At 44.7% G+C, this 25,125-nt stretch carries 22 protein-coding genes; 11 read left to right on the top strand and 11 right to left on the bottom strand.

The genetic code is table 11. The features are described 5' to 3' along the window. Nucleotides 1–122 precede the first annotated feature (122 nt). Entirely contained in the window at nucleotides 123–320 is a 198-nt protein-coding gene (locus tag BJP34_RS06445) for a hypothetical protein (RefSeq protein ID WP_070396522.1), read from the top strand. 52 nt (nucleotides 321–372) lie between these two features. Beyond that, a complete protein-coding gene (locus tag BJP34_RS06450; protein WP_070391629.1) occupies nucleotides 373–1,221 on the top strand; it encodes a class I SAM-dependent methyltransferase in 849 nt (282 codons plus the stop codon). A gap of 233 nt (nucleotides 1,222–1,454) precedes the next feature. On the opposite strand, the gene BJP34_RS06455 is transcribed toward BJP34_RS06450, so the two are convergent. Next, complete coding sequence (locus BJP34_RS06455; RefSeq protein ID WP_070391630.1) at nucleotides 1,455–1,967, bottom strand: glutaredoxin family protein; 513 nt, start codon at nucleotides 1,965–1,967, stop codon at nucleotides 1,455–1,457. A 559-nt stretch (nucleotides 1,968–2,526) separates the two neighbouring features. Between BJP34_RS06455 and BJP34_RS06460 the strand changes: the two genes are divergently transcribed. Both BJP34_RS06460 and BJP34_RS06465 read left to right on the top strand, forming a co-directional pair. After that, nucleotides 2,527–4,182 carry a hypothetical protein gene (locus BJP34_RS06460; RefSeq protein ID WP_070391631.1) on the top strand — a complete coding sequence of 552 codons (1,656 nt, stop codon included), beginning with the start codon at nucleotides 2,527–2,529 and terminating at the stop codon, nucleotides 4,180–4,182. 320 nt (nucleotides 4,183–4,502) lie between these two features. After that, nucleotides 4,503–5,978: a CIA30 family protein gene (locus BJP34_RS06465; protein WP_070391632.1), complete on the top strand. Its 1,476-nt coding sequence runs from the start codon at nucleotides 4,503–4,505 to the stop codon at nucleotides 5,976–5,978. Nucleotides 5,979–6,148: 170 nt separating this feature from the next. Here BJP34_RS06465 and BJP34_RS06470 read toward each other — a convergent pair whose 3' ends face one another. After that, nucleotides 6,149–6,931 carry an RNA polymerase sigma factor SigF gene (locus BJP34_RS06470; RefSeq protein ID WP_070391633.1) on the bottom strand — a complete coding sequence of 261 codons (783 nt, stop codon included), beginning with the start codon at nucleotides 6,929–6,931 and terminating at the stop codon, nucleotides 6,149–6,151. Nucleotides 6,932–8,107: 1,176 nt separating this feature from the next. Between BJP34_RS06470 and BJP34_RS06475 the strand changes: the two genes are divergently transcribed. Then, entirely contained in the window at nucleotides 8,108–8,836 is a 729-nt protein-coding gene (locus BJP34_RS06475) for a Bax inhibitor-1 family protein (protein WP_070391634.1), read from the top strand. Nucleotides 8,837–9,077: 241 nt separating this feature from the next. Here BJP34_RS06475 and BJP34_RS06480 read toward each other — a convergent pair whose 3' ends face one another. The 7 genes from BJP34_RS06480 to BJP34_RS06500 form a co-directional block, all read right to left on the bottom strand. Next, on the bottom strand, nucleotides 9,078–12,404 hold the full coding sequence (locus tag BJP34_RS06480) for a UPF0182 family protein (RefSeq protein WP_070391635.1): 3,327 nt from the start codon (nucleotides 12,402–12,404) through the stop codon (nucleotides 9,078–9,080). Nucleotides 12,405–12,733: 329 nt separating this feature from the next. Beyond that, a complete protein-coding gene (locus tag BJP34_RS06490; protein WP_070391637.1) occupies nucleotides 12,734–14,035 on the bottom strand; it encodes a glutamyl-tRNA reductase in 1,302 nt (433 codons plus the stop codon). A gap of 679 nt (nucleotides 14,036–14,714) precedes the next feature. Beyond that, nucleotides 14,715–15,752, bottom strand: coding sequence for a class II fructose-bisphosphatase (glpX, locus tag BJP34_RS06495; RefSeq protein ID WP_070391638.1), 1,038 nt, complete (start codon nucleotides 15,750–15,752; stop codon nucleotides 14,715–14,717). Between the two features lie 68 nt (nucleotides 15,753–15,820). Further along, a complete protein-coding gene (locus tag BJP34_RS48505; RefSeq protein WP_267876503.1) occupies nucleotides 15,821–15,946 on the bottom strand; it encodes a hypothetical protein in 126 nt (41 codons plus the stop codon). Nucleotides 15,947–15,991: 45 nt separating this feature from the next. Further along, a complete protein-coding gene (locus BJP34_RS48510) occupies nucleotides 15,992–16,123 on the bottom strand; it encodes a hypothetical protein (RefSeq protein WP_267876504.1) in 132 nt (43 codons plus the stop codon). A gap of 49 nt (nucleotides 16,124–16,172) precedes the next feature. Beyond that, nucleotides 16,173–16,301, bottom strand: a complete 129-nt coding sequence (locus BJP34_RS48515) for a hypothetical protein (RefSeq protein WP_267876505.1) — start codon at nucleotides 16,299–16,301, stop codon at nucleotides 16,173–16,175. Between the two features lie 53 nt (nucleotides 16,302–16,354). Further along, entirely contained in the window at nucleotides 16,355–16,567 is a 213-nt protein-coding gene (locus BJP34_RS06500) for a hypothetical protein (protein WP_070391639.1), read from the bottom strand. A gap of 187 nt (nucleotides 16,568–16,754) precedes the next feature. Between BJP34_RS06500 and BJP34_RS06505 the strand changes: the two genes are divergently transcribed. From BJP34_RS06505 to grxC, 3 genes are all read left to right on the top strand, one after another. Then, entirely contained in the window at nucleotides 16,755–20,453 is a 3,699-nt protein-coding gene (locus tag BJP34_RS06505) for an NB-ARC domain-containing protein (RefSeq protein ID WP_229424268.1), read from the top strand. After that, nucleotides 20,444–20,608 carry a hypothetical protein gene (locus tag BJP34_RS42595; protein WP_158517050.1) on the top strand — a complete coding sequence of 55 codons (165 nt, stop codon included), beginning with the start codon at nucleotides 20,444–20,446 and terminating at the stop codon, nucleotides 20,606–20,608. Before BJP34_RS06505 ends, BJP34_RS42595 begins: the two co-directional genes overlap by 10 nt. A gap of 306 nt (nucleotides 20,609–20,914) precedes the next feature. Then, complete coding sequence (grxC, locus tag BJP34_RS06510; protein WP_070391640.1) at nucleotides 20,915–21,229, top strand: glutaredoxin 3; 315 nt, start codon at nucleotides 20,915–20,917, stop codon at nucleotides 21,227–21,229. Here the strand turns inward: grxC and BJP34_RS42600 are convergent. Then, nucleotides 21,226–21,381: a hypothetical protein gene (locus BJP34_RS42600; RefSeq protein WP_158517051.1), complete on the bottom strand. Its 156-nt coding sequence runs from the start codon at nucleotides 21,379–21,381 to the stop codon at nucleotides 21,226–21,228. The two genes, grxC and BJP34_RS42600, sit on opposite strands and share 4 nt — an antisense overlap. Nucleotides 21,382–21,847: 466 nt before the next feature. Between BJP34_RS42600 and BJP34_RS06515 the strand changes: the two genes are divergently transcribed. Both BJP34_RS06515 and BJP34_RS06520 read left to right on the top strand, forming a co-directional pair. After that, nucleotides 21,848–22,834, top strand: coding sequence for a cyanophycinase (locus tag BJP34_RS06515; protein WP_229424269.1), 987 nt, complete (start codon nucleotides 21,848–21,850; stop codon nucleotides 22,832–22,834). Nucleotides 22,835–23,427: 593 nt separating this feature from the next. Beyond that, complete coding sequence (locus BJP34_RS06520) at nucleotides 23,428–23,868, top strand: nucleoside deaminase (RefSeq protein ID WP_193431337.1); 441 nt, start codon at nucleotides 23,428–23,430, stop codon at nucleotides 23,866–23,868. On the opposite strand, the gene BJP34_RS38920 is transcribed toward BJP34_RS06520, so the two are convergent. After that, nucleotides 23,843–24,067: a hypothetical protein gene (locus tag BJP34_RS38920; RefSeq protein ID WP_149030837.1), complete on the bottom strand. Its 225-nt coding sequence runs from the start codon at nucleotides 24,065–24,067 to the stop codon at nucleotides 23,843–23,845. The two genes, BJP34_RS06520 and BJP34_RS38920, sit on opposite strands and share 26 nt — an antisense overlap. Nucleotides 24,068–24,333: 266 nt before the next feature. Here BJP34_RS38920 and BJP34_RS06525 point away from each other — a divergent pair, with 266 nt between their 5' ends. Next, a complete protein-coding gene (locus tag BJP34_RS06525; RefSeq protein ID WP_229424270.1) occupies nucleotides 24,334–25,083 on the top strand; it encodes a lysophospholipid acyltransferase family protein in 750 nt (249 codons plus the stop codon). The last annotated feature ends 42 nt before the right edge of the window (nucleotides 25,084–25,125 follow it).

The following is a 25,125-nucleotide window of genomic DNA, read 5'->3' on the forward strand; positions in this document are numbered from 1 at the left end:
TTGGGGGAAAATAGTAAGCTAATTTTGAATAACCTAACTTCGTATTGTAACAATATGAATTTAAGATTCGGTTAATTAAAGGTAAAATCAGGTGGACATTGGGAGTATAGATAGTGATTGAGATGCTCAAAGTAGGAACCTTAGTTCGAGTGATTTATCCTGATTATGTTGCAGGTCTTTCGGGTCGTATTGAAGCACAGGAAGAATCCGGTCGTTGGATAGTCAGATTAGAAGAAAATCCCTTTGAGCATAATGATCAACCATTTCTACTATCTCTAGATGAGTCAGACTTTGTAGTGATTAAGCCTCCTTCATACTAGTTAAACTAGTTATCATATTTTCTAATTATCAGATTTTCCATCTCCACCAACTATGAAACACCAGATAAATATAAATGAGTTCAAGAAAAACGTCAAAGCTGACTTTAACACCAGACCAAACTATGATCAAGGAAGCTTTCACCCTCGGCTAGCCAAAGGTCTAGTAGAACTATCCCAACTGGAAACTGGACAACGAATTCTAGATATTGCGACCGGCACAGGTTTAGTAGCAATTCGTGCAGCCACAATTGTCGGTGCTTCTGGAGCTGTTGTCGGTGTAGATATTTCCTCAGGCATGCTGAATTTAGCCCAACGAAAAGTTAAAGCCGAAGGTCTCAACAACATCGAATTTATAGAAGCAGATGCAGAAACTATCAACTTCCCAGATAATAGTTTCGATAGGATTCTATGTTCTTCAGCCATTGTATACTTAACAGATATCCCTGCTGCGTTACGGCAGTGGTATCGCTTCGTAAAACCAGGAGGATTAGTCGGATTTTCCTGTTTTGCAGCAAACGCCTTTCCTACAGGGGGTCTGTTTCGAGAAAAAGCAGGAGACTATGGCATTGTAATTCCTAATCCCAATCAACCCCTTGGTAGTCCCGAGAAATGTCACCAGCTACTCACCGAAGCAGGTTTTCAAGACATCAACGTCAAAACCGACCAACTTGGTTTCTACAACAGTGATACTCAAACAGTAGCAGCAAACTCTTGGCGGGGAAACTCAAAGAGTGCCTTTGGCGCGGAAATTTTCCAGCTTTCTCCAGAGAAATTAGCACAATTGAAAACTGAATTCTTTGCAGCCGTTGAGCAATTAGCCACAGCACAAGGCATTTGGATAGATATTACAACGTTTTTTGTTTTTGCCAGGAAATCGGTAACATTTCAGATTACCAAATAATCCCTAGACGTTAGCTTAAGCGCTAATTCCCAGCGTCGAAGCCTGTGCCACCCTACTTGAGGTGCTATCAGCTATCAGCTATCAGCTAATGCGCTAATTCACAGGCTTCTAGCCTGTGCCACGCTACTTGAGTTCCGAACAGCTTGTGAATAAAATAAGCTGACTGCTGACTGCTGACTGCTGACTGCTTACTTTCCGTTTTTAGAGGTTAAACGTTGCACTATTGCTATTATTTATTTTTCTGTTTGTTCTTCCTCCACCACTGGCATTGATTCTGTAGCATCTTCTGCTGAGTAGCCTGAAAATTTAGCCAATTGCTCTAACGACAGCATACCTGGATAAAACCGACCATTAATTTCCCAAGTTGGAAAGCCTCTGATCTTCGCTTCAATGCAGAGGTTAGTTTGGGAGGTTTCAGCCCTTGGGTCACATTCAATATAATTAATCTGCTTAAATGCCTCACCAAACATTTGCTTCTGCTTTGTGCAATAGGGACACCAGTAAGCCCCATACATTTTAGCACCAATTTTGTTCAAATGATCAGATAAAGAGGTGGCTGAAGGGGTAACTGGGAGTTCAGGAGCAGGGGATTCTAGGGTTAGTTTTGTAGGGGTAGGGGGTGAGGGTTCTCCTAAACAGGATTCGGCAGCTACTGTCAGTAGGACAAGACTAGAAATCACCCAGACAGTCCTATTTAAAGTACGGATAAATATCCATGGGAGTTTAATACTAGGTTTGGCATTCATAGTTTATAGGGGATATATGGGAATTATCCAGGGAATTAATCACTTATTTACCGTTTTAACCTGATATTGTCGGAAACTACCAAATCTTTATTAACGGGATGTGGTGCATATTAATGCATGCAATTAGGGAAAAATGCGCCCGAAAATTACCCTATTTACCACACTTACCACATTTTACACACTTCCCACCCTACCAGGGTCCCACACTTACCTTCTTTTTTACAAATATGAGATGCACCCAACGGAATCTAAGCTCTCTACTTTGTTTGCTTACCAGGCTCCCAGCCCATTAGCTGGCAAGCTAACCATGCCCACATAGCCTTGTATTTAGGTTGTGAACACAGCAATTGCAGAAAAAGGCTTGCATACAAAAGGCAAAAGCCAAGAGGGGTAAAGAGCTCCGGAGTTTTATTGTCCAATAAAAAAACACCATTAATATTTACATCTAATTTATAAACCCTATAGCGCTTAAGTTTAATGCTTACTTTTCTGGAATTCACCTCAGCATCAGTGAATTATCTAATAACTGATCATTATTCTTTTTCATCAACAAGCAACTATGGTAAAACGCTTGCTTACCAAAGACATGCTCGACTTTGACGCTCCAGATCAAGTCAAGGATGTTATCCAACCTCAAGGGCGTCCACCGGAAACAGACCCTACTCTGGGTATCCGTCCGGAATTAAGTATTGAAGTTAACCAAAAGCCAGGCACTCCCAGACATCGACTAGTCACGATTGGTGATTCCCTAAGCCATGGCGTCCAGAGTGGAGCAATTTTTAACACTGACCTATCCTATCCCATGATGATTGCTCAAGAAATGGGTTGGGAAGAACACCTGCGCCGTCCCAGCCAATATGGTGAATTGGGTGGATTGCCCCTGAATCTGGAGTATTTAGTTCGGCGCTTAGAGGGACAGTTTGGTGACCAGATCGACTGGTGGGAATTAGCACCAGCCCTGTTTTCAATCCAGCAATATATGGACGACTTAGAAGATTATTGGGAACGGGGTCCCGGTTGGCAAGGGGGCGTTGGTTCTACTGTTGCTATGCACAAAGGAATTAACCACAACCTCGCTATTTATGGGTGGAATATCACAGATATTATTTCTAACGACGCAGATACTCTCAGAAAAACAATCGAGGCACCAACGGATGATCTATTGCGGCAAATTGTTGAGAATGGCAACGAACATGCGGCATTAAGGGTTTTGGACTCGGCGCGGGATTCAGAGGGTAAAGCACTTACCCCAGTCCAAGCTGCCGTGGCACTAGGGCAAGAAGGAAGTCTAGAAAACGGTGAGGGAGATGGTATTGAAACCCTGATGGTCATGATTGGGGCGAATAATGCCATGGGCAGCATTGCTCAACTGAAGGTCAAATGGAGTTGCGATCGCGATTCAAATTCACCACAGTCCAATCAGCGACCTACGGTCTGGTGTCCCGAAGATTTCAAAGCTGAATGCGATCAACTAGTTGAGCAAATCAAGCAAATTAAAGCTCGCCATGTCATTTTGGCTACAGTGCCCCATGTGACCATTGCCCCCATTGGTCGTGGAGTAGGAGATAAGATCGCTACTGGCTCGCGATACTTCCCCTACTACACCCGTCCTTGGATTAGCGACAAAGATTTCGACCCCAACCGTGACCCGCACATTACCGCACAACAAGCCCGAGCAATTGATAGCGTGATTGACCAGTACAACGACTATATTGCTGATGTTGTAGGTCAGGCTCGAAAAGAAGGTCGAGATTGGTATTTATTTGAATTAGGAGGATTACTGGATTGCTTAGCTTATCGACGTTATATTGAAGACTCCGACTGCAGACCAGATTGGTGGACTCCCTATCAGCTGCCACCGGAACTAGAAGCTCTTTCACCAGTACCGGATACTCGCTTTTTTAGATCCGATGCCACCGGTCGCACCAGCGGTGGTTTCTTCACCCTAGATGGCATTCATCCAACTACCATTGGCTACGGTATCGTTGCTCAAGAAGTGATCAATATTATGCAGCAACAAGCTGGTGTCAAGTTTTATCGCAAAGACGGTCGCACAAAGCGTGATGATCCAGTCAAGATCAATTTCCAGCGCCTGATTGCTCTAGATACCTTGATTTCCGACCCACCGAAATCTTTATCGAGTAGTCTGAAATGGCTGGATTGGCTCGATCAGAACTTGCAGATTTTCCAGCGCTTACTGAGAAAGGGTAATTGAATAATGAAGAATTTAGAATGAAGAATGCAGAATGAAGAAATTTCCAATTCTAAATTCTAAATTCTAAATTCTAAATTCTAAATACTGACCTGCTCTGTTAGCGCTAAGCATTATTATCGCTTTCGTTAATACTGAATAGTTTGCAGGTCTATATTAACGAAAAGCCATCTCTTTCGTTAATAAGCGTATAAATCAAAATTTATATGATATAATTACCAGCTGGAAAAAATCTGCTGAAAGGATCCAGTACTATGCTATAGGTCAGCTTCACGGTAATTCAGATTTCGATAAACTGAAGAAAAAATGCACTTGAGGCGATTATGACCCAAAACAATCGCTCCCCATGGGATGCTGGCAGATTCATAAAAACCCTAAGCTACTTTGAGGTTATCCCTTTCCTGAGCTGCCTACAGCGATTATTCACAGGTCGTGCCAATAATCAACAATCGAGCCAAGGTAAAGAAAAAGATATGGGAGTAATACTGGTAGCTGGGGCAACTGGGGGTGTAGGCAAGCGAGTGGTTCGCCGTCTGCTTAAGCAGAATTATCCCGTACGTGCCCTAGTCAGAGATGCCCAGAAAGCTAGGGAAATCCTTGGGGATAACCTGGAACTATTCGAGGCAGATATAACTATTCCAGAGACCTTGACTCCAGCACTGTACAAGAACATTACTGCTGTAGTGTGTTGTACGGGAGCGCGGGTGCAACCGGTAGAAGGAGACACCCCGAACCGGGAAAAATACTATCAGGGCATCAAGTTCTATCTGCCAGAAGTAGTCGATACCCCGGAAGTTGTGGAGTATCAGGGTATCAAGAACTTAGTACAAGCTGCAGCAGAGTACCTTGAACCAGGCAAACAACTGCTATTTGACTTCCAAAACCCTTCCGATGACTTACAAGAAACCTGGGGTGCTGTGGATGATGTAGTAATGGGTGGTGTCAGCGAGAGTTCAATTCGGCTGATCGACAAGGCTGCCCTGTTTACTGGCAATGTCTCAACGGCAAATTCTGGGGGCTTTGTGTCAGTACGCACCCGCAATCTCCCAACTCCCCTCAACTTAGCTGAGTATGAAGGACTAGAACTGCGAGTGAAAGGGGATGGTCAACGGTATAAATTTATATTGCGTAATGAATCGAAATGGGATGGAATTGCCTACTGCTATTCCTTCGACACCCAGAAAGATCAGTGGATGAATGTTTCGATTCCCTTTGCTGATTTGATTCCGGTATTTCGAGCCAAAACCTTGAAAGATGCTGCTCCCTTCAACCCCAGTCGCATCTGTGCTATACAGCTAATGCTGAGTAAATTTGAATATGATGGCGCGCTCAACCCACAATTTGCTCCAGGTTCTTTTGTCCTACAGCTGGAAACTATTAAAGCCTATGGGGGTATCACCAAGCCCCAATTGATTATGATTAGTTCAGCCGGGGTGACTCGTCCAGGTCGTCCAGGAATTAACCTCGAGGAAGAACCACCAGCGGTACGAATGAATGACCAACTGGGGGGAATTCTAACCTGGAAACTGCGGGGAGAAGAAGCAGTTCGTGACAGTGGGGTTTCCTATACTATCATCAGACCTTGTGCTTTGACAGAAGAGCCGGGAGGTCAAGCCTTAGTGTTTGCTCAAGGAGATAATATCCGAGGTAAAGTAAGTCGGGAAGATATTGCTGAACTTTGTGTTCAGGTAATAGAGCAACCCAAGGCTTGTAATGTCACTTTTGAAGTCAAAGAGGCAAGTGATGGTTTGCGAGACTGGCAAACTCTTTTTTCCGATATCAATACCGACAGCAATTAAGTATAGGGTTTCTATCTAGGTTGTAAACACACTCATTGCCAAAAAAAAGGATTTAGAATTTAGAATTTAGAATTTAGAATTTAGAATTGGTAATTTAGAATTTAGAATTTAGAATTTAGAATTTCTTAATTCTTCATTCTTAATTCTTCATTCTTAATTCTTCATTCTTCCTAACTTGCCAGACGCTCTGATGCTTGAGATTTCATCAGGGTAACCAACTCTTGAAGTCCTCTTTTGACATGTCGCGTCACTGTCATCGGACTCACGCCAATTCGTTTGGCTGCCTCCTTGCGGGGGAGTTCTCGTAAGAAAACAAACTCTATAGCTGCCTGAGTTTTATGTTCTAGCTGACTCAAGGCACCGTGGAGCTGTTGTCGGTCTTCTTCCCAATAGTGTAAATTCTCTTCATAGTAATCTGGTAGAGTCTCTCCTAAAGTCATGGGTTGATCGACCTTCTGAGAAACCGTGGCATCCAAACTTAAAGGCAAACGATTTTGAACTGCCAACTTACTTTCCTGCCACTCTTGCAGTGATACATCCAAAGCCTTAGCAATTTCTTCATCTCTTGGGAAGCGTCCCAAGTTAGTTGCTAACTTTTTACTGACTCTTTTCCCTGCCTGCTGCAGTTCCTGCCATCGGCGAGGAATCTTGACCAGAGAACCCCTGTCGCGCAAGAAATGTAGCATTTCACCGCGAATGTAAGGCACTGCTAAGGAACTGAATGCACAACCTTGATGGGGGTCGAACCGCTCAATAGCACGAATCAAGCCGATGTAACCCATTTGCTCGAGGTCTTCATAAGGTTCAGCACACTTCTGGCTGACTATATGAGCAATCTTCCTCACTAACCCAGCATTTAATCTTACTATCTGATTGCGAAGTTGAATTGATGGATTTCGGTAATACGCAATCAGAAGTTCCATTCCTTGAAAACCAACAGACCCAATAGCCATTCTCAAAATATCCCAGAAGTGGAAACCTATTTACGACACGAGGCTTAGCCTAAGCAATTAATCTTCAACTCATTGTCATTAGAGATTCCCCTTTAGAACCATCGTCCTTTTACGGAAAAAACAAATTACCGTTTTTCTGTTCTCTGTACAATCACGCAGATTGGAAAGCCAAGATAGTGAAAAATTGCTATAGGGTCTTAAATGTGGTATAATATATAAGCTAAATGATGGGCAAGTTGAAAGTTGCAAAAAGTTGCAACTTGCAAAAAGGATAACTAGTACTCTGTCAATTTAGTTTTGAGGGTTAGGGCAAGGTTAATCTAAGCATTCAGCTATCAGCCAAGGCGAAGGTCAAAGGCCAAGGGCTTTTCCCCAGACTTTCAATTCTCTAAAATCTCGAACTATTAAATTATGATTAAATTATCCCGTTTGCCCATTGCCCATTGCCCATAGGCGCACGCTACGCAAACGAGGTTTATTTTAAGAATGATAGCTGACTGCGGTAGGCTGAATGCTTAAAGGTTAATGGTGTTAGGTGTGAGCTATTAGATATTAGATGTTAGGTATTAGGTATTAGGGATTAGGGATTAGGGATTAGGTATTAGGTATTAGGTATTAAGTATTAGGGATTAGGGATTAGGTATTAGGTATTAGGTATTAAGTATAATGTATTAGCTATTAGTTAAAAGTATTAGGTATTAGGGATTAGGTATTAATTATTAGGTATTAGTTAAAAGTATATAGCGGCTTTTATTCTAATTAGGTACACAGGATTTTTCCCCTCTTACCTATTACCTCTTCTGACTTCACTGCTCCAAAGCTCCCTGCTCCAAAGCTCCCGAAAACTATCTACCTCACCTCATTTAAACCCCCTATAGTTTACCCCTCAATTCAATTTGGAGGGAGTATTAGGCAAGTCGGTTTGGGTGCATCTCAATCCATGAAATTAGGCAAAATTATAATAAAATTCCGACACTACCCACACGTCCTGCGCCTCCCCACCACACTTCCCACGCCCGGTGCACCACACGTCCGACACTTCTCTTCTTTTTTACAACTATCAGATGCACCCAGTCGGTTTTCCCACCTGCCACAAGATTGCGGATATCGTTCAAAATAGAAGTAGTTATAAATCAATGCTGATACTTTATCCGGAAAATTATTGACTAAAATCTCATGAGTAGCACCAGTAACTTTCGTCAAGCAATTCGTGAATCTCAAGGTCGAGCCCTAGTTGGTCCGAATGTGATTGCTAATGCCCTGCCCTTCCTGGGTGGTGGACTAGTCTTAACTGCACTAGGTGTCTATGGTGGTCTGGGAGTGATTGAAAGCAACCCAGGGCTGTTTATGACCACCATCTGGCTTGCCGTAATTGCCGAACTTATTCTTTTCTTCGTTGCCCGTGGTGTGGCTGAGAACGGAAACAACACTGTAGCTTTGCCTCTTCTAGCTAGTTACAGTCTGTTGTCCGGCTACACCCTCAGTGGCTTAATATTCGTTGCCCTAGGAACAGATGGTGTGGGCATGCAAGGCATTGCCATTGCTGCCTTTGGCTGTGGTGTCGCCTTTATGGCTGGCCGTCAAATTGGCTCTAATCTCTCAGAGGAAGATGGCTTTGCTTTGGCCAAAACCGTCCAGATGGGTATGATTGCCTTGCTGGTGGTCTTGGTGGCTCAGCTAGTTTTATCCTTCTTTGGTGTCTACACACCCAGCTTTCTAGAAATTGCTATCTCTGGCATCGGTGTGGTTATTTTTGCGGGTGCGGCTGTAGTAGATTTCTTCGTCCTGCCTCGCGCCTATCGTGATGACCAATATCTACCTGCTGCCCTGTCAATGTACTTGACTTATATTAACTTGTTCGTGTTCATTTTGCGGCTGCTGATTGCTCTTAATGGTCGCGACTAAGACAGTGCAAGACCATATAGAATCTGATCGGGGACGGCAATGCTGTACCCCGATTTTTTTAGTTCTAAGGTAGGGAATCGGGAATCGGGAATCGGAACCCACCCCTAACCCCTCCCAGGAGGGGAACGGGAATCGGGAATCGGGAATCGGGAATCGGGAATCGGGAAAAAATTCTGTGTACCTCTTTCTAATGTAAGCATTCAGCGGTCAGCTGATAGCTAAATGGTTACTTTCTAATCTTCTAAGGGAGTGAAGTTTCCTCGACTGGACGTACAATTATTGGTGTATCACTTTGCTCTGGCTTAAAGATTGCCTCAAGAGCCTCTTTTAGATTTTGAGCCATAATAATTTGGTTTTGATAAACCACAATAACTCGCACTAATGTTGGGAGACTATTTTGCTCAGCTTCTAAATACAATGGCTCAACATAGAGTAGCGATTGCTCTATGGGAATAACCAAAAGATTCCCCTGAACTGCTCTTGAACCTTTTTGATTCCATAAGGAAATTTGTTGAGAGATGACTGGATCTTGATTAATCAGGGCTTCAATTTGCTCTGGTCCATAAATTAGTTGTTGCTTGGGAAACTGATACAGGAGTAACTTGCCATATTGATCCCCATCAGAGCGACCAGCTAGCCAACCAATTAAATTATTACGACCTGTAGGTGTATAGGGGTGGAGCAAAATAAATTCTTCTGATTTCTCCTTGGGCAGTTTCATGATAATGTAGTAGGGTTCTACTGGTTGAGATTTACCAGCATAAATTTCCTGGGGAATCCGCCACAAATCCTCTTGGTTGTAAAAGACCTGGGGGTCAGTCATGTGATATGATAACAAGCGCTCGGATTGGATGTTAAATAGATCAATGGGGTAGCGCAGGTGAGTCCGCAGGTTGGTGGGCATGGCATCCAGTGACTTGAAGAAATTCGGGAAAATCTTACTCCAAGTTTGAATAATCGGGTCTTCTGGGTCAGCTATGTAGAAAGTAACATCGCCATTGTAGGCATCAATAACCACTTTTACGGAGTTACGGATGTAGTTAAAGTGGTTATCACCTGGGTCGGCATAGGGGTAGCGATCGCTTGTGGTGTAGCCATCCACAATCCAATAGAGATAATTCTCATTCACGGCTGATTCGCCTTCAGAAGTATCAGCAATTACCAGGTAGGGGTCAGCGTCATAGCGTAAGAAGGGAGCGATCGCTTGAATTCGTTGCCGAATATTACGGCGGAACAGTAACCGTGTTTTGGGTGTGAAATTCCCAGTCAGTACCATCTGCCAGTCTTTGAGATACTGGGCAAACACTAACCGCCGCCAAAAGGAGTTTAGGCCAACACCACCAGTGCCATCGTAGGTGTTGTAAACGTTGTCGTCTCCACTGGGATAGTCTAATTCCTGAGTTTTGGTGGAGGTCATGATATAGTTATTGGTCAGTTCTCCGTAGTAAATCCGGGGTTGACCAATGGGGATACTATCACGAATCTCTGCAGAGGATGTATATAAGCTTCCTTTGAGCGCTTCACCTCCACCAGAACCGATGTCTTTAATAAAGTAATATGGCAATCCTCCTTCTCCTACCTTATTCACGGCAGAGAGGGTAAAGCCATAGCCATGGGTATAGACTAAGTGTTGGTTAACCCAGGTTTGTGCTTGTTCGGGCACAGAATCATAGTCTAATTCCCTTGCAGCAAGGAGTACTTGTTGTTTGTGAGTTTTTGTCTTTAGTTTAAGGTTAGTTTGTTTAAGGTTAGTTTGTTTAAGGTTAGTTTGTTTAAGGTTAGTTTGTTTAAGGTTAGTTTGTTTAAAGTTAGTTTGTTTAAAGTTAGTTTGTTTAAAGTTAGCAGGTTTAAGGGGGTTTTTTGAACTTTCAACCTTCAACTTGCCAACATTCAACCAGTCCAGATTCAACCAGTCCAGATTCAACCTGGCAACATTCAACCTATCAACATTCAACTTGCTAACATTCAACCCAGCCTTCAACCTATCAACATTCAACCCAGCCTTCAACCCAGCCTTCCACTGGTTTGGATTAACTTTAATGGTGTAGCGATCAACATTGGCGTCGGGAAATTTGTAGTAAAGTCTCAGTTGTTGCAACTGACGATTACTTTGTAATAAGGGGCGGGTATCCCACAGGGGAATGTTGTCGATGGTTAGGTGATTTTTTTCTAGATCGGTGCTGGTCAGATTACCTTGGGGGTTAAAGGTTTCAACTTCAATACTATCGAGGTCAAAAGCTGCTCTGGTCAGGGCAATAGTCCGAGCAATATAGGGTCGTTCTAAGGCTAATTCATTGGGTTCGACTTTAAACCGTTGCACTGCTGCGGGTAAGATTACCCCAGCAATCCCCCATATCCCTAGGTATAAGCCGAGTATCCACAATGCTATTGGTATTTTGGTGGGCAGACGGCGTATCCAGACAATTGACCTCAAGAGTAACAACAGTGTGATCGCAAAGGCCAGAATGCTCAATCCTGTATTAAAGGGCAACTTGACTGAGACATTGGTATAGCTTGCACCATAAGCCACACCACGAGTTGAATACAGTAAGTTGTACCGGGAAAGCCAATAGTGGAAGGCTGTGATTGCGGACACAGCAGACCCAAGGCCATACAGGTGCCGTAGTTGGTTTTGGGAAAATCCTGGAAATTTCCCATCTGAGAGGCTATTGCCTGAGGTTAAGTAAATTAGCCATACCGCAACTAGACCAAAGAGAAATAATCCCCCTAGCCAAAAATCCAATAGTTGCCATACCGGTACGCCAAATACGTAGAATCCGATATCCTTTCCAAATAGTGGCTCGGTAGTGTTAAAGGCAGTGGGATAGAGATACTCTAACATTCTGCCCCATTGTTCTGAGATCACCATCGCCCAGGCAAAACTTAGTGCTATTGCGATCGCTCTTAACCACAACTGAGTATTCACCATGAGCCCTACCATCACTGCGGAGATCATCCCCAGCTGCCAAACCAGATAGCTTCTGGATTCCGATAAAAATAGCTTTCCGAGAGATAACCAACCCAACGGTGACGGTAGGGGGGGTGTGGCTTCACTCATAAAGGTGGCTGACAAGGTTTCGCGATGGAAATACCAAACCAAAAAGGCCATTTTTCCGTAGTACAACAGCACCACCCCAACTAATAAACTGAGTCCTAGGGCAAATGGCAAAAGCGATCGCAATCTGAAGGCTGGGCGTTTTCTAGAAAATTTTCCTCTTGGTCTGACTCCCGATCTCACTATTGGGGAGGGTGAGTTGAAGCGTGTTTGGTCAAGGGTTAAGGATGAAGAGTCAAGAGTCTTAAACCCTTTTATCCAGGTAATCTCGAGATCAGCTAAGTTTTCTGGATGCTTGAAATGGTTGGCTAACGATAAATTTGTCAGCAAAAACCCCAATGATAGGATAAATACAATTACCCACAAACTCAGCTGGGTCTGCAAATGCAGCAAGAAAGCGGATAGATAATCCACTTCGGTGAACCATAAAATTTCTGCTACCAGGTGAGATAGCCAATTCCAAGCTATCCATATACCCAGTAGCCCAGTAACCCAGCGCAAGAGTTTGGTCATTGGTCTTTAAGTCTTTGGTAACTTCCAGGATAGCGTGGTCTATCAAAAACCCAAGACGTTACGGACCTGGTGGGCAAATTTCTGTGATCTACAATACACATTTGAACCAAACTGTTTTTGCCCACCCTACTAGCTACCAGCATACCCATTCAAGTAGGTGGGCAAAGTTCTGTGATCTACAATACTGATTTGAAACAAACTGTTTTTGCCCACCCTACTAGCTTTCGGACTTTTCCACGGACTTGGTGGGCAAAGTTCTGTGGTCTACAATACACATTTGAACCAAACTGTTTTTGCCCACCCTACAAGCTACAAGCTGCTACAAGCTGCTAAATTGCTTGCTTGCCATTATCCAAATTGAATAGCATTTGTAACGATTCCATGGCCAAGCGTCGGGTTTCAATATCTTGCTGTGCTCGTAATTGCACCATCGGGTCATGAAGGATTTTGTTAACAATCCCTCTGGTTAGGGCTTCGATTACTTCTTGATGTTTTTCGGCAAATTCTGACCCAAGACGGGATAGAGCTTTCTCTAGCTCTTGCTCACGGATTGTTTCGACCTTGCTGCGCAAGCTACTAATGGTAGAAACGGTTTCTAGGGAACGCCACCAGATGTCAAAGGCTTCCACTTCTTCGTATAAGAGTTCTTCTGCTTCCATGGCCATCTTACGACGGCTTTCCTGATTCTGTGCTACTACTGCTTTTAAGTCATCCACGTTGAAGGAGTGGACAGTCTCTAGCTCATCAACATCCGCTGCCACATTACGAGGCACAGAAATATCAATTAGCATTAAGGAATGGCTTGTCTGCAACACTCCTTCTAAATTCGACCGAGTCAGCAGTGGTTCGGTGGCACCAGTGCTAGTAAATACGATATCTGACTCGGCCACCACTGTCATCATATCTGACAACGAATCCAGTTTTAGATCTGCTTTGGGAAACGCTTTTGCTAACTCTTCAGCCCGTTTGGTGGAACGATTCAGAATTGAGATATCTACGGCACCTTTGGCCAGCAGATGTTTCACCAGTAAGCGAGACATCTTGCCAGCACCGATAATTGCTATTTTATAGGGCGTCAAAGAAGTGCCATAAAGGGTCTCTACCTTCTGCTGAGCTAACTCTACCGCTGCTGAGCTAATGGAGACCGCCCCAGTTCCAATACTGGTTTCCGTGCGAACTCGCTTACCGGCTGTAATTGCTTGTTTAAACAACCGATTCAGTAGACGTCCGATTCCCTTGTGTTGCTGACCAAGTTTGTGGGTGGTTTTGACCTGAGCTAGAATTTGCCCTTCTCCTAACACTAGGCTATCTAGACCTCCAGCAACCCGCATTAAGTGCATGACTGCATCCTGATACAACAGAATAAATAGGTGGGGGCGCAACTTGGCTAGAGGAATGCCAGCTTTTTCTGTCAGAAACTGGCACAATTCTCGAATTCCGGCATCAGTTTCTGTGGTGACTATATAAACTTCCAACCTATTACAAGTACTCAGTATGGCTACCTCTTCAATATGAGGATAGCTACATAAGTGGGGCATCACAGTTTCTAACTGGGCTTCTGGAATGCTCAGTTTTTCTCTGACTTCAACCGGTGCTGTCTTGTGGCTCAGACCTACTACGGCAATATTCATGTTTTTGATCAGAACGTTTAATGGCAGTATTAGTTATAGCAATTCTTAAAAAGGTGAAAAACTTTTGTATTTGATTTTAGGGAGTAGGGAGTAGGGAGTAGGGAGTAGGGAGTAGGGAGTAGGGAGTAGGGAGTAGGTAACAAATCTTGTGTACTTTATTACGTTATATTGGTAATTTTTTATCGGTTTGTTGGTACAAATGTTTCCTAAAAATGTTTCCTACAAATCCTTACTAAAACGAAGTTGAAGGAAGGGTTAAACTAGGTTTTCAACCTTCCTTCAAGCTTCAAATACTGTTGCGGCTAGGGCGTGTTTTCAAAGTTTTCCGCAAGATTTAGATCCCCCCCAGCCCCCCTTAAAAAAGGGGGGAGCCATACTCAAAGTCCCCCTTTTTTAAGGGGGATAATGGGGGATCTCCAAGGCAAGAAGAAAAGCCCTAGGCGCTACAGGGGTAAGGATTCAGCTAACGGCTGACGGCTGATAGCTGATAGCTGACGGCTGATAGCTGATAGCTGATAGCTGATAGCTGATAGCTGATAGCTGATAGCTGATAGCTGATAGCTGATAGCTGATAGCTGATAGCTGATAGCTGATAGCTGATAGCTGATAGCTGATAGCTGATAGCTGATAGCTGATAGCTGATAGCTTACCTACAGGGTTACAACCCTCTTCCTAAGAGTTAGCTCAATTGGATATACTTGGGCTGTTCAAACATATGAACGGTGTCCACAAACCGAGCGGTCTTGGACTGACTGGAAATAACTAGGCTTTGAGTCCGTGCTCCACCTTGGAAGAACCGAACCCCTTCCATCAGGGTGCCTGGAGTGATACCGCAAGCAGCAAACAGTACGGTTTCACCCTTGGCTAGTTCCTCAGCATTGTAAACCTTATCGGGATCGGTAATACCCATGCTTGCGAGCCGTTCTAGGTTGCTTTCTTTGCTCTCCCCAATCAAACCAGTTTTCACGATGGCGGGATCGTAGATTAGCTGACCTTGGAAGTGTCCGCCTAAGGCACGCATTGCTGCTGCTGAGATTACCCCTTCCGGTGCAGCACCGATTCCCATCAAGGCATGGATATTGGTACCAGCAAAGGCACAGGAGATGGCGGCGGAAACGTCACCGTCACTAATCAGTCGTACCCGAGCACCAGCTGCCCGGATTTCCTTGATTAAGCTCTCGTGACGGGAACGGTCCATCACAACTACCACCAATTCCTCCATGGAGCGCTCTAGACAATCGGAGAGAATTTGCAGATTTTCGGTTGCGGACTTGTTGATATCTACATGATTCTTGGCTTGGGGTGGTGCTGCCAGCTTCTTCATGTAAAAGTCAGGAGCTGCAAATAGACCACCTTTCTCGGAAATAGCTAGCACTGCCATGGAACCGTTTTGCCCATAGGCCACTAGGTTGGTGCCTTCACAGGGGTCAACCGCAATATCAATTTCGATCAGTTCATCTGGGTTACAGAAGTTGGCAGCATTCTCTTGGGTGCAAATCCCAACTTCTTCACCAATGTAGAGCATGGGAGCATCATCCCGCTCCCCTTCTCCAATTACAATGCGACCCCGCATATAGATCTTGTTCATGCGCTCCCGCATGGCTTCTACAGCCACTTGGTCAGCAGTGTTTTTCTCCCCTTTACCCATCCATTTGGCGGATGCGATCGCAGCTTTCTCTACGACTTCTATAATTTCTAAACCTAGTGTATTTTCCAAAGCGCCCGTTCTCCCAAAAGCTAGATGAGCTTATTTTCTTAATTATTTGTTTACAGTTCTTAAGTCTATCAGAGCGTGGGATCTCGTAGAAGGGAACAGGGAATAGGGAATAGGGAACAGGGACTGAAATCCTTGTTTACTCTAGGGTTTAGGATTGAAACTGGCAAGATGCCAGTTCCACGCCTGATGCTCATTCGACAAAACTATTCAAAAAATCTATTGAAACGGATGCGATCGCATCACCCTAGGGAACAGGGAACAGGGAATAGGGAATAGAGACTGAAATCCTTGTTTACTCTAGGGTTTAGGATTGAAACTGGCAAGATGCCAGTTCTACCATGATGCTCATTCCACACTACTGAAACTGGCAAGATGCCAGTTCTACCATGATGCCAGTTCTACCATGATGCCCATTCGACACTACTGAAACTGGCAAGATGCCAGTTCTACCATGATGCCAGTTCTACCATGATGCCCATTCGACACTACTGAAACTGGCAAGATGCCAGTTCTACCAAGATGCCAGTTCCACCAAGATGCCCATTCCACAAAACTATTTAAATCATTCCAATTCCCCCCTTATTAAGGGGGGTTAGGGGGGATCACCCATCCTGCTTCTTAAACCAAGGCCCCACCACCTGGATCAATCTAGTCAGCGCTCCCAATAACACTGCGATCGCTAAAATCATTTCCGCTGGACTGTCCCCATTCTTGAGCCAGAGTGCAGGATTTTCCATTAGGGGCTGTGGTTGTTCGACTAATGCTATAGTGTCAACTCCTTGATTATCAACCACTTGCTCTTTGATGTCATTCATGGTAATGCTTCAATTTCCTAACTGAATCCATAGTGACCTGAGGGTAGTGTCCAAAAGCAACAGCTAAGTTTAGGGTAGCTACAACCACCGTGTATCAAGGCTAGACTAGTTGAGGGTAGCTTCTGCAATTGTGGGAAAACCTACCCTAACCCTGAAGTTTTTTTTTCCTTGCCCATCCCCCAATAGCATGCCTAGACGTACTTTAGGTCCTACTGTTCAAAAAAGAGCACTGCGTCTATTTGAAGCATTAGTTTCTTTTGCCCAAGACATAGCTAATCAGGGGAATCCCGATATTAAATTCCGTTGGATAGAGAAAACCTCAACTAATCCAAAACTAGTAATTGAAACTCAGACCAGATATTTAATCGAACTGACCGAGAAGGATAACTATCCAGGTACTCTCAGCAAGCATCAAGTGGTGGAAGCTTTGCAGCGGATGGAAGACTTCTTAGGAATTTTAGAAGACAACCGTGTCAAGAAGAAGGGAAAGGACCAAAGGCATTTCACCCTGAGACTCTACGCCCAAGACCTAGCTACAAATTTAGAACTATTTAATCAACAGTGGGACAATAAACGACCAGAGAAATCCAAACAGCAAGAACAAGCAACTGCTACTACTCCCAAAACCTGCCAAGCCCTTCGTCCTAAGCCAGGGGTTCCTTTCCAAGCCCCACTCCCACCACCTTACTTTATCCCGCGTCCAGAGGTAAGCCAAGACCTGAAGCAATCCTTACTGTCAGAGCAGACCGCTAAGACCGGAACTCTGGTGGTTAGCGCTATTTATGGTTTAGGGGGGATTGGTAAATCCACCTTGGCTGCTGCTATTGCCAATGACCAAGAGGTACAAAGTCATTTTCCCGATGGTATTCTCTGGGCAACCTTGGGTCAGCAGCCAGATTTGCTGTCTTTCCTCAGTAGTTGGATCCAAGCACTGGGAGACCATGACTACAAACCCACTAATACTAATGCTGCTTCTAGACATTTACAAACCTTGCTGTTTGACAAGGCTACGCTGCTAGTAGTCGATGATGCTTGGAACCCAGACCATGTTGAACCGTTTCGGATTGGTGGTGCTAAGTGCCGGGTATTAGTGACCACTCGTGAAGCTCAAATTGTGGGAGTGACTCCCTATAATTTAAAAGTGATGAGTCCCTCACAAGCCTTAGCCTTACTGGAAGACTATGGGGGTTCTAAACTCAAGGGGTCAGACCGTAAACAAGCCCAAACCCTAGCCACAACAGTGGGCTACTTACCCCTAGCTCTGGAGTTAGCGGCAGCACAAGTAGCGGATGGTATTTCCTGGCAGGAGTTACTGACTGACCTGCAAACGGAAATTGCTCTGTTGGAAACCTTAGATTTACCAGGTGCCGAAGAAGTTGATGAAAAGCGACGCAAGCACTACAGCCTAGTGGCATCCTTTAATCTCAGTTTACGGCGACTACCATCGGAAAAATTTCAGCAATTTGCCTGGTTGGGTGTCTTGCCAGAAGATGTCTCGATTACTCCCGCTTTAGGCACAACCTTGTGGGATGTTGGTGCGAGGGAGGCCAGAAAAACCTTACAGTATTTCAAGTCTAAAGCTCTACTGCTATCTGGTAAATCCACTAATGGCACTGCCACCTATCAGCTCCATGACTTAGTTCATGACATGGCGCGTCGGTTGCTAACTGCTGAAGCAGCTACAGGGGGAGAGGGAAGCTTACCGGGTTTGGGATTAACCTGGCCCCAAGCCCATGGTCAACTCCTAGAGCGCTATCGCCAAAAAACCGAAAACGGGTTATGGCACACCCTACCGGACGATGGCTATAGTCACAGTTATCTCACCTGGCATTTAGAAAAAGCCGGTTGGGTAGAGGAAGTACACCAATTGCTGCAGGAGGAAACAGAGGCTGGACGCAATGGTTGGTATGAAACTTGTGAACGTTTGGATAAACTGGGGAGCTTTGTCAAGGATGTGGCCAAGGCTTGGCAGTTAGCAGAAGACGCTTTTTCCTCTTCACCAACTGGTTCCATTAGTTTGCAGTGCCGTTATGCCTTGATGGTGTCTTCTATCAATAGTTTGCTTGGGCATATTCCAGGAGAATTGATGGCAGCCTTGGTAGAGAAAAAGATCTGGACTCCAGTTCAAGCTTTGGCTTACCTTCAACACATACAAAATCCTAATAATCGAGCACAAGCACTAGAAGAGCTAGCCCCAAAGTTAGCGGAAACATTACTCTCAGAAGCCCTCAAAATCGCACGGGCAATTACCGATCACTCGGATCGAGCCAGAGCTCTAAGTGGACTAGCACGACATTGGCCGGAAATTTTACCAGAAACCCTAGAAGTAGCACGAGCCATTACCGATAAGAGAAACCGAGCCTATGCCCTGATTCGACTAGCACCACAATTGCCGGAAATCTTATCAGAAGCCCTAGAAGCAGCACGGGTCATTACCGATAACAGAGACCGAGCCTATGCCCTGATTCGACTAGCACCACAGTTGCCGGAAATCTTATCAGAAGCCCTAGAAGCGGCACGAGCCATTACCGATAAGAGAAACCGAGCTATAGTCCTGAGTAAACTAGCAGCACAGTTCCCAGAAATCTTACCAGAAGCCCTAGAAGCGGCACGGACCATTACCGATGAATCAGACCGAGCCTATCCCCTGAGTCAACTAGCACGATATTTCCCGGAAATCCTACCAGAAGCTCTGGAAGTGGCACGGGCACTTACCAATCAGTCAGACCGAGCCAGTGCCTTGAGCAGATTAGCAAGGCATTTGCCAAAAATTCTACCAGAAGTGATAGAGGCAGCACAAGCTACCGATGAGTCGAGCCGAGCCGAGGCCTTGAGTGAACTAGCACCACATTTTCCGGAAATCTTACCAGAAGCTCTAAAAGCGACACGAGCCATTACCAGTCAGTTCAGCCGAGGCCATGGCCTGAGTAAACTAGCACCACAGTTGCCGGAAAGGTTACTCCCACAAGCCCTAGAAGCGGCACAGGCCATTACCGATAACGAAAACCGAGCTATATTACTGAGTAAACTAGCACCACAGTTGGGGGAAAGACTACTCTCACAAGCCCTAGAAGTGGCACGGGCTATTACCGATAACACAGATCGAGCCAATGCCTTGAATGAAATAGGAGCACAGTTGCCAGAAATTATGCCAGAAGCCCTAGACGCAGCACGAGCCATTATCAATCAGAAAGACCGAGCCAGAGCACTTAGTGAACTAGCGCCAAAAATACCGGAAATCTTACCAGAAGCCCTCGAAGAGGCACGAGCCATTACCTATGATCACAGTCGAGCCACAGCCCTGATAAGGCTAACACCACAGTTGCCAGAAATTCTACCAGAAGCCCTAGATGCAGCACGAGCCATTACCAATGAGTCAGGGCTAGCCTATGGCTTGAGTGAACTAGCACCACAGTTGCCGGAAATTCTACCAGAAGCCCTCGAAGCTGCACGGGCAATTACCGATGAGTGGATCCGAGCCATAGCTCTAAGTGAACTAGCACCACAGTTGCCTCAAATCCTACCAGAAGCCCTAGAAGGGGCACGGGAACTTACCCATGAGCCGATCCGAGCCATAGTCCTGAGTAAACTAGCACCACAGTTGCCTGAAATCTTACTTCCAGAAGTCCTACAAATGGCACAAGCAATTCAGTCTGAGTTTTACCGAGCCCGCGTTTTCAGTGGACTCATCGAAAATCCTAACTTTTCCCTCCAAGATGACGTTTCCCTTTGGCAAGAGTGTCTTCACACCTTGGCTTGTAGCGATCGCCAGCACTTCCTAGAAGACCTGGTTAATCTCAGTCCAACTATTATTTCTTTGGGACGCAAAGAAGCTCTGGCTGCAATTGTTGAAGCGATACAGGATGTGAGTCGGTGGTGGCCCTAGAGTGGAGAGTGTGGGAAGTGTGGGGAGTGTGGGCAGATGGGGATATTTTTATTAAGGGTAATGATATGGAGATGATATCAAAAAGCTTTGAAAATATAGATAGGTTTTATAAATTATTGGCGTTGCTGATTCTGGGTATGATTCTGCCCCCCTAGCCCCCCAATTTTGGGGGAAAAAAACTTTCAAAGTCCCCCAAAGTTGGGGGATTTAGGGGGCTTGATAAAAATCAGACTATCTCAAGTTATACCTAAATTCAGGAACGCCTAATTACTTATCTATAATTTTTGTAACCATCATTACAGCCATTTATAGATAGCATTTTAAAACAAATAATCAAAATAAATACTGATTTATTAGTAATAGAAAAACTTATCCTATTTCTTTCCTTTTTCTTAATTTAAACTATCCCTTAACCATGGTATATCCTTAAATAGGATTCAACAACATAGGATTAACCAACAATGCTGGATTTTCTAAATCCCATCCTAGGACGCAAGCCAGAACAGATGAAAGCCAATGTGGAAATTTACACGTGGCAAGCCTGCCCCTTCTGTATCCGAGCGAAGCTATTGCTATGGTGGAAAGGGGTTGACTACACTGAGTATAAAATCGATGGGGACGACAATGCCAGAAACCAGATGGCAGAACGAGCCAACGGAGGCCGAACGGTACCCCAAATTTTTATCAATAACCAACACATTGGCGGTTGCGATGAGTTGTATGATTTAGACGCTAAGGCACAATTGGAGTCTTTGCTAACTCAGGCAGCTAGCTAATGGGAATCGGGAATCGGGAATCGGGAATCGGGAATCGGGAAGAGAGGGCGTTGCTGATTATGGATATGATTTTGCCCCCCTAGCCCCCCAATTTTGGGGGGAACAAAACTCTCAAAGTCCCCCAGAATTGGGGGATTTAGGGGGCTTGCCACTCTCGGTAGTAGGGAAGAGAGAGCCTTGCTGATTATGGGTATGATTTTGCCCCCCTAGCCCCCCAATTTTGGGGGGAACAAAACTCTCAAAGTCCCCCAGAATTGGGGGATTTAGGGGGCTTGCCACTCTCGGTAGTAGGGAAGAAAGGGCGTTGCTGATTATGGGTATGATTTTGCCCCCCTAGCCCCCCAATTTTGGGGGGAACAAAACTCTCAAAGTCCCCCAGAATTGGGGGATTTAGGGGGCTTGCCACTCTCGGTAGTGAGGTCAATTGCTCATCTGAAAACGGCTGTAATAACGGAAACGATAACAATCAATTTAAGTACTGAAATAGTCAAATCTTATCACTGTTCCCTGTTCCCCGTTCCCTATTCCCTACCTTTACAGTTAACTTTTCAACTTAGTGCAAGATCGGAATAGAAGAGTTAAGGTTGATTGGTTAAGCTTTCAGGGTGGATAACAATAGTGAAACGTTTAGTTATTAGTGCCTTAGTATTCGTGATCATGCTGGGAGTAATAGCATTCCCTGCAGCTGCTACGGTCAAGCGCTATCAAATTAGTGAATCTCCTAATGTTGATCTGTCTTTAGATGGTCCGGCCTTTGACTTGGGTGGTGGTGGTCCTGATGTGGATGAAGCGATCCAGTGGATGATTAACGAAGTTAGGGATTGCAGTAAATGCGATCGCAAAGTTGATCTAGTAGTAATCCGGTCTTTTGGTGACGATGGCTACAATCAACCGATCTATGACATGAACGGGGTTAATTCTGTAGAAACCCTAGTGCTCGATAGCCGTGATGATGCTAATCGACCGGATGTGGTGGCTACGGTAGAAAACGCTGAGGTATTATTTTTTACTGGTGGTGACCAGTGCGACTACGTTGATAATTTCCAGGGCACAGACCTTCATAATGCGATCGCTTATGTGCTTGATAAAGGTGGGGCTATTGGTGGAACCAGTGCTGGTGCCATGATTCAAGGTAGTTTTGTATATGATGCTTGTCAAGGGTCTATCCGCTCCGATGAAGCCCTCAATGACCCCTATGATCATTACATTAGCTTGACCAATCACCTATTTAAATGGCGAGACCTACAATCAGTGATTGTCGATACCCACTTTAGCGAAAGAGAGCGCATGGGTCGCCTAATGGTATTCATTGCTCGCCAGCTCCAAGATACTGACGCAGAAGAAGTTTTAGGCATCGGAGTAGACGAAGCAACATCAGTAGTTGTAAACTACAAAGGTTACGCTGAAGTAATAGGAGAAGGCGCAGCTTATTTTGTCCTAGGTGACCATCGACCAGAAGAATGTGAACCAGGAATTCCCCTAACCTTTTCCAATTATAAAATATGGAAACTATCCGCAGGTGACACCTTTGACCTCAGATATTTACCAACCTCTGGCTACGAAATCGCTAGTGTAGAGGAGGGAATAATTAGTTTTGGGGAATAGGGAATAGACAAGAGGCAATAGGCAATAGGCAATAGGCAATAGGCAATAGGCAATAGGCAATAGGCAATAGGCAATAGGCAATAGGGAACAGGGAACAGGGAACAGGGAACAGGGAAAAGTAGGAAAGATATCGGAGTAGTTTTTGGTGTTATTATAAATCAGGATTATTTTTCATAATCTATTTACCAAAAAACTACCATCAACTAATTACAAAAATATATAGCTTTTCTCGTAATTATGAGGTACAGTATTATTTCAGGCTGATTTCCGTAAAACCTTCTTGAATATTGCCTATTGCCTATTGCCTATTGCCTGAAAAGGATATGCTTTGTCGTCATGACTATGAGAATTGCTATATTGATAATTGAGTTAACAATTTAAAATTAAAAATATAGCGTTTATCATAACTACGAAGTACACATTCTTTCTTCCCTATTGCCTATTGCCTATTGCCTATTGCCTATTGCCTGTTCCCTGCTCCCTGCTCCCTGCTCCCTACTCCCTGTTCCCTGTTCCCTGTTCCCTACTCCCTGTTCCCTTTTGTGCCAGATCTAAGTATTACCAATCCCACCTATCTCATCCATCGCAAATGGATGAGTGTTGCCATAGAAATTGCCCAGAAAGCTGGTGAAGCGGGTGAAGTACCAGTGGGTGCGGTGATTGTAGACAGTGAAGGTAACTTAATTGCTACAGGAGAGAATCGTCGAGAGCGGGACAAAGACCCCACTGCTCATGCGGAAATCCTGGCACTCCGTGCTGCTGGTCAACAGCTGCAAAGCTGGCATCTTAATGACTGCACTCTATACGTTACTTTGGAACCTTGTCCCATGTGTGCCGGAGCGATTATCCTAGCACGACTCGGTCTTCTGGTTTATGGTGTCGATGATCCCAAAACTGGCAGCATTCGCACCGTTGCTAATCTTCCTGATAGTGCTTGTTCTAATCATCGGTTGCCAGTAATAGGGGGAATTATGGAATCCGTTTGTCGGGAACAGTTGCAATCTTGGTTTACCCAGCGACGGAAAAGACAATAGCAGTTCGACCTTGGGTGAGTTGCTTACACCCTTGGGGTTTTAGGGAGTAGGGAGTAGGGAGTAGGGAACAGGGAAGAAAGAACAGGGAAGTCGAACCTGGGCAAAAATTCTTTGTACCTCCGCAGTCTTCATGGAGTTGCTGATCTGACTCCCGATCTCCGGATCTACCGATCTCCCAATCTACCAACACTTCCAACACTTCCCTCTCTTTCCCTACTCCCTACTCCCTGCTCCCTGCTCCCTTACCCCTAAAACTGATTAACTTTAGCAAGTTAACTTCAGCCAAGCCATTAATAACCTTAGTATAGATAGCGAACAGACCAACGCATGACACCACAAGAAGTGTCCCGTTAGTGTCAGATATTGATCTTAAAACCACATACAGTAGAAGTGAAGGTTAAGGATTTAAGACAAACCCTTGATCCTTGATAGTTTAGCTCTACTTCCAGTAAGTACGATTGATCAATGACAACAACGTTAAAACACACTTCTGATGATGGTAACGATCATGATAAGGCCATTAACGTCATGTCAGTAGATTCTGGTATTTGCCACTGGTTAACTAACATTATCTATCCTTTAGGACGGCGTGTTGTTATTCCGTTTCATTTTGGTCAACTTACCGTGACAGGGCAAGAGAACGTTCCTAAGACAGGTCCTGTGATTTTAGCTCCCACCCATCGCTCTCGTTGGGATGCGTTAATAGTTCCTTTCTCCGTTGGTAAACCCGTAACCGGACGTGACTTGCGGTATATGGTCTCAGCCGATGAAATGAATGGCATACAGGGCTGGTTTATCCGTCGTGTAGGAGGGTTTCCCGTAAATACTGGACGTGGAGGAATTAGCAGTATCCGTCAAACTGTGGAACTCCTGAGCAATGGCGAAGCACTGGTAATGTTTCCTGAAGGCAATATCTTCCGTAATGGTGAAGTAAACCCGTTAAAACCTGGTATGGCTCGTATTGCCTTGCAGGTAGAATCATCTCACCCTGGTATTGGTCTCAATATTGTACCGATTGCTCTTAATTATAGCCAGCCTATCCCTAAATGGGGTTGTGATGTCACAGTAACTGTTGGATCTCCGATTAGTGTAGCAGATTATAGTACTCAGTCAGTTAAAAAAGGAGCTGCACAGCTTACCCATGACCTGCATACAGCGATGACCAACTTAGACAAGAGTTATCCACAAAACTGTTCCAAAAAAAAGCTCCTGTAGAGTACAGGAGCTGTAAAAATCACTTAGCTATTAGTTAGCCAT

Origin of the sequence: Moorena producens PAL-8-15-08-1, from assembly GCF_001767235.1 — a bacterium.
Taxonomy (GTDB): Bacteria; Cyanobacteriota; Cyanobacteriia; order Cyanobacteriales; family Coleofasciculaceae; genus Moorena; species Moorena producens_A.